This window comes from Kaistia defluvii (assembly GCF_040548815.1).
In the GTDB taxonomy this organism is placed as follows: Bacteria; Pseudomonadota; Alphaproteobacteria; order Rhizobiales; family Kaistiaceae; genus Kaistia; species Kaistia defluvii_A.
The window spans coordinates 688,040-700,484 of sequence record NZ_JBEPSM010000001.1 but is presented as its reverse complement, the minus strand read 5'-3'; the positions used below and the strand labels follow the sequence as shown (position 1 = coordinate 700,484).

General features: G+C 65.6%; 13 protein-coding genes and 1 pseudogene. 6 read left to right on the top strand and 8 right to left on the bottom strand.

The genetic code is table 11. The annotated features are described in order from the left end of the window. Positions 1-79 precede the first annotated feature (79 nt). Both ABIE08_RS03315 and ABIE08_RS03310 read right to left on the bottom strand, forming a co-directional pair. Entirely contained in the window at positions 80-634 is a 555-nt protein-coding gene (locus ABIE08_RS03315; RefSeq protein WP_018181501.1) for a 2,4'-dihydroxyacetophenone dioxygenase family protein, read from the bottom strand. A gap of 17 nt (positions 635-651) precedes the next feature. Beyond that, complete coding sequence (locus tag ABIE08_RS03310; RefSeq protein WP_354548741.1) at positions 652-1,353, bottom strand: SDR family NAD(P)-dependent oxidoreductase; 702 nt, start codon at positions 1,351-1,353, stop codon at positions 652-654. A gap of 96 nt (positions 1,354-1,449) precedes the next feature. Here ABIE08_RS03310 and ABIE08_RS03305 point away from each other — a divergent pair, with 96 nt between their 5' ends. The 4 genes from ABIE08_RS03305 to ABIE08_RS03290 all read left to right on the top strand — a co-directional run bounded on the left by ABIE08_RS03305 (position 1,450) and on the right by ABIE08_RS03290 (position 5,900). Further along, on the top strand, positions 1,450-2,181 hold the full coding sequence (locus tag ABIE08_RS03305; protein WP_354548740.1) for a GntR family transcriptional regulator: 732 nt from the start codon (positions 1,450-1,452) through the stop codon (positions 2,179-2,181). 30 nt (positions 2,182-2,211) lie between these two features. Further along, entirely contained in the window at positions 2,212-3,102 is an 891-nt protein-coding gene (locus tag ABIE08_RS03300) for an NAD-dependent epimerase/dehydratase family protein (RefSeq protein ID WP_354548738.1), read from the top strand. Positions 3,103-3,334: 232 nt separating this feature from the next. Then, the gene (locus tag ABIE08_RS03295) at positions 3,335-4,597 is read left to right on the top strand and encodes a Glu/Leu/Phe/Val family dehydrogenase (RefSeq protein WP_354551557.1); all 1,263 of its coding nucleotides are present in this window, start codon (positions 3,335-3,337) and stop codon (positions 4,595-4,597) included. A 211-nt stretch (positions 4,598-4,808) separates the two neighbouring features. Beyond that, positions 4,809-5,900, top strand: coding sequence for a hypothetical protein (locus ABIE08_RS03290; protein ID WP_354548737.1), 1,092 nt, complete (start codon positions 4,809-4,811; stop codon positions 5,898-5,900). A gap of 36 nt (positions 5,901-5,936) precedes the next feature. On the opposite strand, the pseudogene ABIE08_RS03285 reads toward ABIE08_RS03290, so the two are convergent. Then, a pseudogene (locus ABIE08_RS03285) lies at positions 5,937-6,314 on the bottom strand (CrcB family protein); the annotation flags it as partial. Between the two features lie 12 nt (positions 6,315-6,326). After that, positions 6,327-6,716, bottom strand: coding sequence for a fluoride efflux transporter FluC (locus ABIE08_RS03280; protein ID WP_354548735.1), 390 nt, complete (start codon positions 6,714-6,716; stop codon positions 6,327-6,329). Between the two features lie 290 nt (positions 6,717-7,006). Here ABIE08_RS03280 and ABIE08_RS03275 point away from each other — a divergent pair, with 290 nt between their 5' ends. After that, positions 7,007-7,510, top strand: coding sequence for a DedA family protein (locus ABIE08_RS03275; protein WP_354551555.1), 504 nt, complete (start codon positions 7,007-7,009; stop codon positions 7,508-7,510). Between the two features lie 115 nt (positions 7,511-7,625). Then, on the top strand, positions 7,626-7,916 hold the full coding sequence (locus ABIE08_RS03270; RefSeq protein ID WP_354548733.1) for a hypothetical protein: 291 nt from the start codon (positions 7,626-7,628) through the stop codon (positions 7,914-7,916). A gap of 28 nt (positions 7,917-7,944) precedes the next feature. On the opposite strand, the gene ABIE08_RS03265 is transcribed toward ABIE08_RS03270, so the two are convergent. From ABIE08_RS03265 to ABIE08_RS03250, 4 genes are all read right to left on the bottom strand, one after another. Then, positions 7,945-8,949, bottom strand: a complete 1,005-nt coding sequence (locus ABIE08_RS03265) for a LacI family DNA-binding transcriptional regulator (protein WP_354548732.1) — start codon at positions 8,947-8,949, stop codon at positions 7,945-7,947. 96 nt (positions 8,950-9,045) lie between these two features. After that, complete coding sequence (locus ABIE08_RS03260) at positions 9,046-9,834, bottom strand: SDR family NAD(P)-dependent oxidoreductase (RefSeq protein ID WP_354548730.1); 789 nt, start codon at positions 9,832-9,834, stop codon at positions 9,046-9,048. A gap of 49 nt (positions 9,835-9,883) precedes the next feature. Continuing rightward, positions 9,884-10,912: an ABC transporter permease gene (locus ABIE08_RS03255; RefSeq protein WP_354548728.1), complete on the bottom strand. Its 1,029-nt coding sequence runs from the start codon at positions 10,910-10,912 to the stop codon at positions 9,884-9,886. Positions 10,913-10,924: 12 nt separating this feature from the next. Further along, a complete protein-coding gene (locus tag ABIE08_RS03250) occupies positions 10,925-12,442 on the bottom strand; it encodes a sugar ABC transporter ATP-binding protein (RefSeq protein WP_354548727.1) in 1,518 nt (505 codons plus the stop codon). Between the last annotated feature and the right edge of the window lie 3 nt (positions 12,443-12,445).

Below are 12,445 nucleotides of genomic sequence, written 5' to 3'. Positions count from 1 at the left end.
GCGAAACTGCCCTATCAGCGCTCCGATCACTCGAATTTTTGCCCGGGCACTTGGCCAATCACCCTTCAGATAATCGAGCTCACCGGATCAGCTGGTCGATATAGCCCTCGCCGAGGCCGACATCGGTGTAGTGCTTGCGGCAGAGGTCGATCTTGGTGAAGACGTCCTCATAGCCCTGCACGGCGCCGTCGGGATCGACATAGATCATCGCGCCATTGACCTGGAACAGTGTGATCATCTCGGTCACATGCGGCTCGACCACCAGCGTGTGCGTCTCGCCCGGCGCCTCGTAGACATAGGAGCCCTCCTCCGCCGTCCAGTCGTGCTCCAGATAGTGCCAGCTGCCCTTCAGCACCCAGCCATGCACCGGCTGCGGATGGCGGTGGCGCGACAGCACGCCCGACTTCCGCACCCGAAGCAGGTTCATCCAGTAGCCCCGGCTTGCCGACAAGCAGAGCGGACGGAACCAGACGTTTTCCTGCTGCGGCACCCAGAGCCGCTCGTCAGTCGGGATCGCGTTGGGAATGACGATCTCGGGGAAGGATTCCTTCGGCTGCGGATGCCGATAGGGGATGCGCTTCGAATCCGCGTCGGTTTCGAGGCCGGAATGGTTGACCGTGGTGTTGTCGCTCATCGTCTCACTCTCTCGTCTCAAACCGAGGCATAGCCGCCGTCGACCGGCACGACCGTACCGGTCATGAAGCGGGCGGCGTCGGAACAAAGGAAGGCGACGACGTCGCCGATATCGCGGGGTTCGCCCCAGCGTTTCATGGGCGTGCGGCCGAGAATGCCGGCGGATCGCACCGGATCCTCGACGATGCCGCGCGTGACTTCGGTCGCGACCCAACCAGGCGCCACCGCGTTGACGCGGATGCCCTCCTCGGCCCAGGCGACGCCGAGCGCCTTGGTCAATTGCGCGACGCCGCCCTTCGAGGCCGTATAGGCCGGCACCAGCGGCCCGCCGAAGATCGCCAGCATCGACGCGGTATTGACGATGGCGCCGCCCTGCTTCGCCAGCAGGGGCCTGGCGCCGACGCACATGCGCATCGTGCCGGTCAGGTTCACGTCGATCACCTTCTGGAACACTGCCATGTCATATTCCTGGCCCCGAAACAGCACGCCGGCGCAGTTGACCAGCGCATCCAGCCGGTCGAACCGGGCAATCGCCGCATCGGCGGACGTCTGGTCGGTCACGTCGAGCACGATCGCGGCGAGATGCTCGCGCTTCGGCACGGCGGCGACTTCCACCTCGCTGAGCCCGGTGACGGTGACGGTATAGCCGGCAGCGAGCAGCGCCTCGGCCACGCCATAGCCGATGCCGCGCGCTCCGCCGGTAACCAGTGCCTGCTTCAAGATCGTGAACCTTTATGGGAATGCCGAACGAATTGATCCGTAAAATTTTACATGTTAGGTGTCAAGCCAACATCCTACCTGCCTCGAAGGCCTGATTTGCCCCGCGAAAAATCCTCTCCCGCCCCTGTCACCGCGCCGGCCGGCATCGGCTTCGAGCCGTTGATGCATGCCGATCTGGGCGAGCAGACCTATGCCGCCATCCGCATGCGCATCCTCCGGCGCGAGCTGGAAACCGGCCAGCAGATCCCGATCGATCTCGTCGCCGCGGAACTCGGCGTCAGCCGGACACCGGTGCTGGACGCCATGAAGCGGCTGGCCGCCGAAGGGCTGGTCGAGATCCGGGCGCGGCGCGGCTGCTATGTGCGCGCGCTGACAACAGACGATGTCCGCGAGATCTTCGAGGTGCGCGAAGCGGTCGAACTGCACGGCATCCGTATGGCAATCCGGGAGGGGCGCAACGTGGCGCTTGCGAGAACGCTGGAGGAAGCCTGCGAGGCGATGGAAGCGGCCACCGCCGGCGACGTCTATGTCGATTACGACCGGTTCACCGAATGGGACCGCGCCTTCCATCGCGCCATCGTGACATCCGGCGGCAACCACCGGCTCCAAGAACTCTACGGCAATCTGCATGTGCATCTGCACATCATGCGGGTCCACTATTTCCGCGAGCTGGAAGCGGCGATCCGCATCAAGGCCGACCATCGCGCCATCCTCGACGCCATTCGCCACGGCGATCTCGCCGCCGCCGAGGCGGCGATGTCGGCGCATAACTTCATCACCCGCGACCGCATCACCGCCAATCTGGCGGGTGATGGCGGCCGCATGTAGCGCGCCCCTTCCCAAACCCGGATCCACGCCATGCGCATTGCCATCACCGGCGGCAACGGAAACCTCGCCCGCAAGCTGATCGCCGGACTGGGCGCCGAACCCTGGTGCCAGGCGCTGGTGGCTCTGGATCGACGCTTCGACCCAATCGAGCCGCCGGCGCATGCCAGCCTCGCCTGCATCGAGGCGGATCTGCGCGATGGCGGCGACCGCCGCTGGCGCGATGCCCTTGCCTCGGTCGACGCCGTTATCCATCTCGCTGCGCAGAACCCCTATCCCGAAGCGGACTGGACGGATTCCGCCCTCTCCTTCGACATGACCGCCCTGCTCGCCACCGCTGCCGCCGGCTCCGGCGTCCGGCGCTTCGTGTTCGCGAGCTCCAACCATGTGATGGGCGGCTACAAGGAGACCGACATCGCCGTGACGCCGGGCGCGCTGACCGAGGCGCTTCCGCCGCTGCCGGGCACGCGCTGGCGCCATGATGGCGGCAGCAGCGACAGCACGCCCTATGCGGTCGCCAAACTGATGGGCGAACGGCTCTGCTGCACCCTTGCCGCGCGCGACGGCATGACGGCAGTGGCGCTGCGCATCGGCTGGTGTCAGCCGGGCGAAAACCACCCCTCCACCATCTCCGGATCCGGCACGCCGCATAGCCGCCTCGACGCGATGGACGAGACGGACCGGCGCGACCTCGCCTGGTTCCGCGGCATGTGGCTTTCGAACCGGGACCTTGTCGGCGTGTTCGCCGCCGCTCTCCGCGCGGACCCCGCCGGCTGGCCCGCGCCGGGGATCGTGGTCAATGCGGTATCGGGCAATGCCGGCATGGCCTGGAGCATGGCAAGGGCCGCGACTCTGCTGGGCTTCGTCCCCGCCGATGACGCTATGCGTGTGCTAGGAGAGGCAGATGATCTGCCCCGATGCTAGGCAGACGCTTCCTTGGCGGAAGGCCGGATGCCGCTGCGTCGCTCCGGATGGCGACCCAGCGCATAAATCGTAATCGATATGACTCCCCTATAGGCAGTCTCCTGCGCAGAATTGCCACAATTGCTCTAAACTGCAGCACAAATTGTTGCCCTCCGCTCCCTGAGGGGTCATAAACCCCGCGCCAACCTACGCGGGAAAAATCATGACAACCAACAAGCGGAGCGATGCCGGGATGACGGACGCCACCATGCTCGACCAGGCTCTCACGCGCCTCGACGAAGCAGCAGCCCACCTGCACCTGGACGGCGATGTCCTCGAAAAGCTCAAATATCCGCGCGAAACCACCAAGGTTCGCTTGATGATCCGCATGGATGACGGCTCGCGGAAGTCCTTCATGGCCTGGCGCTGCCGCTATGACGACACGCGCGGCCCGACCAAGGGCGGCATCCGCTTCCATCCCGATTCGACCATCGAGGAAGTCGAGACGCTCGCCTTCTGGATGACGATGAAGTGCGCCGTCATGAACCTGCCCTATGGCGGCGGCAAGGGTGCCGTGCGCGTCGATCCGCATTCGCTGTCGAAGGCGGAACTGGAGCGCCTGTCGCGCGCCTACATGCAGGCCTTCTCGAAGATCGTCGGCCCCGACCGTGATATCCCGGCGCCGGACGTCTATACCAATTCGATGATCATGGGCTGGATGGCGGACGAGTATTCCTCCATCGTCGGCCAGTCGACGCCGGCCGTCATCACCGGCAAGCCGATCTCGCTGGGTGGCTCGCTCGGCCGTGACGACGCCACCGCGCGCGGCGGCTATTATCTCGTCCGCAATCTCGCCTCGGAACTGGGCCTGACGCCCGGCGCCCGCGTCGCGATCCAGGGCTTCGGCAATGCCGGCCAGCACATCGCCAGCCTCCTCGGCGCCGATGGCTACAAGATCGTCGCCGTCTCGGATTCGAAGGGCGCGATCCACAACGACGCCGGCCTCGACGTCGCCAAGCTGCTCGCCGCCAAGAAGACCGGCTCGGTGCTTCAGCTGGCCGGCTCGGACGGCATCACGGCCATCGACGCCGACACGATCACCGCGGTCGATTGCGAGATCCTGGTTCCGGCAGCGCTTGAGGACCTGATCCACAAGGACAACGCCGCGGCCATCATGGCGCGCGTCATCCTGGAGCTCGCCAACGGTCCGATCACCCCGGAAGCCGACGTGATCCTGGCCGAGAAGAACGTCGTCGTCCTGCCCGATATCCTGGCCAATGCCGGCGGCGTCACCGTCTCCTATTTCGAGTGGGTGCAGAACCGCCAGGGCTATTACTGGACGGCCGAGGAAGTTCGCTCGCGCCTGCAGGATACTATGGATCGCGAGGGCCGCGCCGTGTGGACCCTGGCGCAGGAACGCGGCATCACCGTCCGCAGCGCCGCCTATGTCCACGCGCTGGCGCGCGTTGCCGGCGCCATCGAGGCGCATGGCACGCAGAAGTTCTTCACCAGCTAAACTGGCTGCCCGGCCATCCGGCCGGCACGGCAGGACCCCGCAAAATGGCGGCGGCGCGAACAGGCGCCGCCACCATTTTCGTTTCCGCCCGCCACGCCCGGTTGCAGGAGCTATCGCGCCCACGCGTTGTTCGGATACGATCGAGAGGCTTCACGATCGTTTCGGCCCGCCCGCCCCTTCCGTGCCTGCCTCGCACAATGGATAGACGCCGATGGATACGCTGCTTCACATCCTTGCCGTTCTCGTAGGCCTCTTCGCCCTCTTCCTCTATTTCCGCTCGATCGTCCGCGTGGTGCTGATCAACCGCCGCGAGCGCGACTTCATCGAGCGGTTCGCCCGCTTCGGCGCGGTATCGATCGTCCACGCGATGGTCGCCAATGCGAAGGACTACGGCCAGACCCAGCGCCGCCAGGCCTGGGTGCTGCCGCTCTTCATCTTCATCGCGGTGGTCAGCTGGTTCCTGCTCGTGCAGGTCGCCTTCACGCTGATCCTCTGGGGATTGGGGATCGAGACGCACTGGGGCTACGCCTTCACGGCCAGCGGCTCCGCCCTCAGCACGCTCGGCTTCAAGACGCCGCCGAGCCTGACGGGCGAGTTCCTCGCGATCTTCGAGGCGGCGATCGGGCTTGCCGTCGTCATCCTGCTGTTCACCTTCGTTCCCGGCTACCAGGCGGCGGTCCAGATCCGCGAGCGCAAGGTCGGCTGGCTCTATGCCCGCACCGGCCGTCGCCCCACCACGTCCAGCCTGATCGAATCCCTGCAGCGCAGCGGCCAGATCGAGCATCACGCCGGGGTCTGGCAGGATTGGGAGCAGTGGTTCCGCGGCGTGCTGGAAACCCATTCGATCTCGCCCATCCTCGCCTATGTGCCGGCCATCTATCGCGGCACAAGCTGGGTCGGCGCCGCGGCTGCCGTGCTCGACGCGACCTCGCTTCTCTCCGCCTGCCAGGAAGCGGAGCACACGGAATCGGCCCGCATCTGCCGCGAGATCGGCTGCGCCGCCCTGAAGAACATCGCGATCGAGCTCAACCCGAAGATCCCGGCCGATGCCTGGACGCACCAGAGCGTCGATCCGCAGCTGATCGAGCACTTCGATCATCTCTACGACCGGCTGAAGGAGATCGGCCTGCCGCTGAAGGCGGACCGGGAAGAGTGCCGCACCGCCTTCATCGCCTTGCGGGCCGACTATGAGACCAGCATACGCCTGCTGGCCGAATCGACCCTGATGCCGGTCGAGGAGCCCTGGATCCTGCCGCATCCGCACCAGGCCGAACGCGTCAGCACCCCGCCGACGCTGGCCTGAGGCCTGCCCGCCGGGCGCGTTTCAGCCCGGCTGGGAAGCGCCGCGCTCGCCCAGCTTCATGCCGAGCAGCACGGCGGCGTAACCGAGCACCAGGCTGACCAGCACGTAGACGATAGCAACGACTGCGCCCGAGGCCGAGGCGGTCATCAGCACGACCGCGCCATAGACGAAGCTGGAGAAGGTCGAGAGCCCGCCCATGATGCCGGTTCCGACCATGGTGTTGACGTCGTCGCTCACCGCCCGCCGCTTGTGCAGGCCGGTTACCAGCCCGAGCAGGAAGGCGGCGACGACGTTGGCGACCAGGATCGCCATCGGAAAGCCGTCCGAGAGGTCGGGAACGCCGAGCATCAGGAATTCGCGCGCCATCGCGCCGATCGCGCCGCCGACGAAGACGAGGACCACCAGATTGATCATGAGCCTTCTCCCTCAACCCTGGACGCGCGCGAGCGCGGCGCCAAGCGCCGCGGCGATCAGACCGGCGGCGACCGACAGAAGCAGATAGCCGAGCGCCAGTTGCCCCCGGCCCGAGCCGGCGAGCTTGGCGGCGTCGAGCTGCATGCTGCTGAAGGTGGTGTAGCCGCCGAGGATGCCCGTCAGCACGCCGGCGTTCAGCACAGTGCCATAGCGATCGCGCCAGTCGACGGAGAACAGCACGGAAAGGTAGCCGATGACGAAGGCGCCCGAGACGTTGATCAGGAACGTCGCCAGCGGAAAGCTGCCGCGATAGCGCTCGCCGACGATCCGCCCGATCCACCAGCGCAGCAGCGATCCCGCGCCGCCACCAAGACCGACCCACATGACATCCAGTGCGCGCATCCAAGCCTCCGCCACGCTGGCGCCCCGGGAACTTGCCAGGTCGGCGACGTCGCCGGTCCTCCGATTCCCAGGGGCGCCCTCCCCAAGTGCTTCCATTGAATAGCGAACTTGCCCCAGCACCAAGGAAAAGTTGTAGAGATGGGAAACGCGTCGTGGCTCCGGCCCATGATCCCGACGGGCGCGGATTGGCGGAGTGGCCGCGTTTCCGGCAGGTTGAACGCGCCATGCAGGCAAGGGGCTGCAAGGCCACAGAGACAGAAAGGGTACGCATGCACTGGATGCAGGATGGTCTGTCGCTGATCGAGCCCTACATCGCGGCCTATGGCAGCTTCGCCATCTTCGTCATCATCTTTTTCGAAGCGCTCGGCGCGCCATTGCCCGGCGAGAGCGCGCTGGTCGCCATCGGCGTGCTGGCAACGCGGGGCGATGTCGATCTCGCCCATGCCCTGATCGGCGCCTTCTGCGGCGCCGTGCTCGGCGACAGCACCGGCTATGCGATCGGCCATTTCGGGGGTCGCCCGCTGCTGCTGCGCTATGGCGGCTGGATCAAGCTGACACCCGAGCGGCTCGGCAAGCTCGAAGGGCTGTTTCGAGAGCGCGGCATCTGGATCGTGATGACGGCGCGATTTGTCGTCGTGCTGCGCCAGATGAACGGACTGATCGCCGGCGCGGTCGCGATGCCCTGGCTGCATTTCCTGTCGGCCAATGTCGTCGGCGCAGCGGCCTGGGTGTTGGTCTGGGGGCTCGGCCCCTATGTCGCCGTCGACTGGTTCAAGGCCTTCCTGCACCCCTGAAACCGCATGATTGCCGTAGCGGAATCAACCCCGTTCCGTGCTATCTCTCAAGGATCCGCGCGGGCCGAGAGGCTCGTGGCGGGCTGACAGGTTGACAACCGGGACAGGCTTCGCGATGGGCCAAATCAGCCGCACGAAATCAACGGTCCTTGCGCTGGCGCTCGTGGCCGTCGCCATTCCGAGCCTGGCCGAGGCAGGTATGCTCGAACGCCAGGCCGGCAGGGCGATCCGGCAAGCGGGCCACTGGTGCGACGAGGTCAGCCGCATGGCGGTCAACACCAAGCTGTCGCTACCCTCGCGGCGCGTCGTGCGGGTGACCTGCGACGACGGCACGCGCTACGTCCAGTACGACCTCGTCCTCCGCCCGGACAACAAGATCGCGTCGATCGAGACGGTCAAACCCTGAGCCGGATCCCGTTGCGCCCGCAGACGACCTAGGCGGTCTCGCCCTCGACGATGTCGTAGCCGGTGTCGCAGATGGTCGGCTGGCCCGGATAATCGGGGCTCTGGAGGATCATCTCGGCCGCCGTCTTGCCGATCAGGAAGCGGCGCGACAGGATCGTCGACAGCGGCTGCGGCAGCGCCTGGCCGATATCGAGCCCATTGAAGCCGAACAGCGCCAGATCCTCGCGCGGCTTGATCCCGGCGGCGAAGCAATGGAACACCCCGCCCACCGCCATGTCGTCATTGGAAAAGACAACGACGTCGAGATTGGCATGCTGGGCCAGCAATTGGCCGAGCAGTTCGCGCCCGGCCTGGGTCGAGCTCGGCCCGTCCAGCGTCGCCTCGCCGATCAGCGACAGCCCGAGCGCCTGCAGCCCCTCGCGAAATCCCTCATAGCGGCGCGCGGCACGTTCGTCGCGCTCGCGGTCGTGGCCGACATAGCCGAAGCGGCGATAGCCGCGCTTGTGGAGATGCATCGCCGTGTCATAGCCCGCCTGGCGATGCGACATGCCGACGGCGATGTCGAGCGGCGGGGAATCGATATCCATCAGTTCGGCGATGCGCACGCCCGAGCGCTTCAGCATCGCCACCGTGTAGTCCGTATGGTGAAGGCCGGAGACGATCATCGCGGCCGGCTGCCACGACAGCAGCGACGCCACCAGTTCCTCTTCCGTGTTCATATCGTAATCGGTGACCCCGATGACCGGCTGATAGCCGGACGAAGCGAGCGAGGCGTGGATGCCGCGCAGCACGTCGGGGAACACGATGTTCGACAGCGACGGCAGCACGACGCCGATCAGGTTGGAGCCGGCCGAGGCCAGGGTCCCGGCCACCCGATTCGGCACGTAACCCATCTGCCGGACGACGGCGAGCACCCGCTCGCGCGTCTTGTCGGCGACCGAGGCCTTGTTGCGGAGCACGCGCGAGACGGTGATCTCGCTGACTTCCGCCCGCAACGCCACATCGGCCAGGGTGTAGGAGTTCTTCACGTTCATAGAGACGACGCCATCCAGAAAAGAGACGCCCGATCGTACCGGACGCGGCTCCTTATCATGGATCGCCGCGTCCGCATGGCCCGTGTGTCCGTCAGATCATGTCCAGCCGCCGTCGGCGACATAGCTCTGATTGGTGCAGGCGCCGGATTCGTCCGAGGCGAAGAACATGATTACCCGGGCGATATCGGCCGGATAGATCTTCCGCTTGATGCACTGGCGGGTGAAGATCGCCTGTTCGACTTCCGGGGTGACCCAGAGGTCCAGCTGGCGCTGCGTCATGATCCAGCCCGGCAGCACGCAATTGACTCGGATATTGTGCGGACCGAGTTCGCGCGCGAGGCCGCGGGTCAGGCCGATGACGCCCGATTTCGCCGCCAGGTAGGGCGTCACCCCCTCGACGCCGGCGATATAGGCAAACGAGCCGACATTGACGATCGAGCCGCCGCCCAGCGCCGCCATGTCCTTGTAGACCGCCTGCGAACAGAAGAACTGGTGCTTCAGGTTCACGGCCTGGCGCGAATCCCAGAACTCCGGCGTGATCTCGTCGATCGTCGCGCGCTGGTCGTGCGCGGCGTTGTTGACCAGCATCGCGATCGGTCCGAACTTGTCGCGGATGCGTCCGATCGCGGCCTGGGTCGCGGCGATATCGGTCAGGTCGACATTCTCGAAATGGACCGTGTGGCCTTCGGCGGTCAGTTCCTCGACCAGCTTGCGGGACGGCTCCTCGACGATGTCGAGGAAGCCAACCTTGGAGCCCTGGCGGGCAAACTGGCGGACGATCTCCTCGCCAATGCCGCTGCCGCCGCCGGTGATGAGCACGACGCTGTCCACCAGGCTCGGATAGGCGGCGCCATAGCGCGGTTGGTAGGATGAGTCTGACGTCAACGCTTCTGTCCTTCTGTCATTCTGCGTAAAGGTGCGGGGTTGCCGATCCTCATGCGCCCTCCGCCCGTTCCACGCTGCGGATGTTCTGCACGTAGACGTTGACGATCAGGGCGGCGAGCAGGATCAGGCCGCGGATCAGGATCTTCAGGAAGCTGTCGATCTGGATGTGATCGAGGCCGTTGTTGAGGACGCCGAGCACGCAGAGGCCGACGATCGTGTTGCCGATGCCGCCGCGTCCGCCGAACAGGCTGGTGCCGCCGACGACCACCGCCGCGATCGCATCGAGCAGGTAGCCATCGAACTCGTTCTGCTGGGCGCTGCCGAAATGCGCGACGCCAACCATGCCGGCGATGCCGGAGCAGACGGCGCAGATCACCAGCGCCGCGCCCAGGATCAGCTTGACGTTGACGCCGGAATATTCCGCCGCCTCGCGATTTCCGCCGACCATGTAGATGTAGCGGCCGAAGCGCGTATAGGTCAGCGTCACATGGCCCGCGACCAGGAAGGCCAGCAGCACCAGCGCGATGGTCGGGAATCCTCCGACATTGCTGGCGCCCAGCGTCGAGACGATATCCGGCACGTTATAGGCAATCTGTCCGCGCACCAGCAGCGCCGAGATGCCGGCGCCGATCTGCATCATGGCGAGCGTCATGATGAAGGATGGAATACCGATGACGGTCGTGCCGAAGGCGTTGACCAGGCCAAGCCCGGTGCACGCAGCAAGTGCCAGCGCCACCGCCAGCCAGCCCGCGACCGGGATGTTGGCGATGTTCACATAGCTTTCCTGCAGCGTGAAATAGGCCACCACGATGCCGGTCGCATTGGCGATCGAAGCGACCGAGAGGTCAATCTCGCCGCAGAGGATGACGAAGGTCAGCCCGACCGCCATGATGCCCGTCACCGAAATCTGGGTGAGGATGTTCGAGGCGTTGTCGATGGTCGCGAAGGACGGGCTGGCGATGCTGAAGAAGATCAGCAGCAGGATCAGGGTCGCGAACGGCGCGATGTTGCGCATCTGACTGCGCAGGAAGAGGCTCGATTTCGAGGCGCGCGCCGTACTGGTTTGCTGAAACGTCATGTCAATTCCTTCTCAGGCGGCTTCCAGCAGCCGATCCTTGCTGATCGTCTCATTGGTGAATTCGCGTACGATGCGTCCCTTCTTCATGACGAGGACGCGGTCGGCGAGCGACAGGACGGTTTCCGGCTCGGCCGAAACCACGATGACGGCGAGGCCCTCGTCGCGCAGCGCCCGGACGATCTTCACGACATCGTCCTTGGCGCCGACATCCATGCCGCGGGTCGGCTCGCTGAGCACCAGCACCTTCGGGCGGTGGGTCAGCCATTTGGCGAGCGCCACCTTCTGCTGGTTGCCGCCGGAGAGCGCACCCAGCGCCACTTCGGCGCGCGGCGGGCGGATGCTGAGGCTCTCGACATGCTTGCGGGCGATGGCGCGCTCGACATTGGGCTTCAGCCAGAGGCGCGAGATGCGCCCGAGAATGCTGATCGAGACATTCTTGTAGACCGGCTGCTCGTAGAACAGCATGGAGCGGCGGTTCTCCGGCACGAAGGCGATGCCGGCGTCGCGCGCCTGCGTCGTGTTACGCAGCCGGCGCTTGCGGCCGTCGATCGCCAATGTGCCGGTATCGGCCTTGATCTTGCCAAACAGCGTGCGCGCCAATTCGATCTGGCCGCAGCCCATGAAGCCGTAAATGCCGAGAATTTCACCGGCTTTCACGTCGAAGCTGACGTCGGTATAGGCCCGGCCATACCCCAGATGTTCCGCCGCCAGCACCACGGGCTGCCCCGGCTTCGAGGCGAGCGTGATCGTGCCGGTATAGCTCTCCTCGAGATCCTCGTGGCCGGCGCCGATCATCCGTTCGATCAGCCAGCCCTTGTCGATGCCCTCGACCGGATGGGTGACGATCAGCTTGCCATTGCGGAAGACGGTGACCGTGTCGGAAATCGACAGGATGTCGTCGAGGAAATGCGAGATGAAGACGATGCTGCGCCCGCTGGCACGCACGCCCTTCAGCACGTCGAAGAGCAATTGCACTTCCGGCGGCGACAGGGCGGAGGTCGGTTCGTCGAGGATGATGATGCGCGCGCCGGAAAAGATCACCCGCGCCAGCTCGATGAGCTGCTGCAACCCGATCGGCAGGTCACCCATGCGCGTCTTCGGGTCGACATCGATGCCGAGGCTCTTCAACTGCTCATGCGCGCCGCTCATCATACTGCGCCAGTCTATGATGCCTGCGCCCGTCACCGGCTGCTTGCCGAGGAAGACGTTCTCGCCCACCGTCAGGTCCGGCATGATGCTCAATTCCTGGTGCACCATGCCGATGCCGGCGGCCAGCGCATCGCGGGCGGAGCGGAAATGCACTTCCTTCCCGTCGATCAGCATCTTGCCTTCGTAATCGGTATGAACGCCGGCGATGATCTTCATCATCGTCGACTTGCCCGCGCCGTTCTCGCCGACGAGGCCATGGATTTCGCCGGCACGCAGCGTGAAATCGACGTCGCGCAGGGCGGCGACGCCGCCGAACGACTTCGAGATGCCCTGCATCTGCAGGCGCGGCGTGTCGCTGGGAACGAGGGGATCGGTCGTCATCAG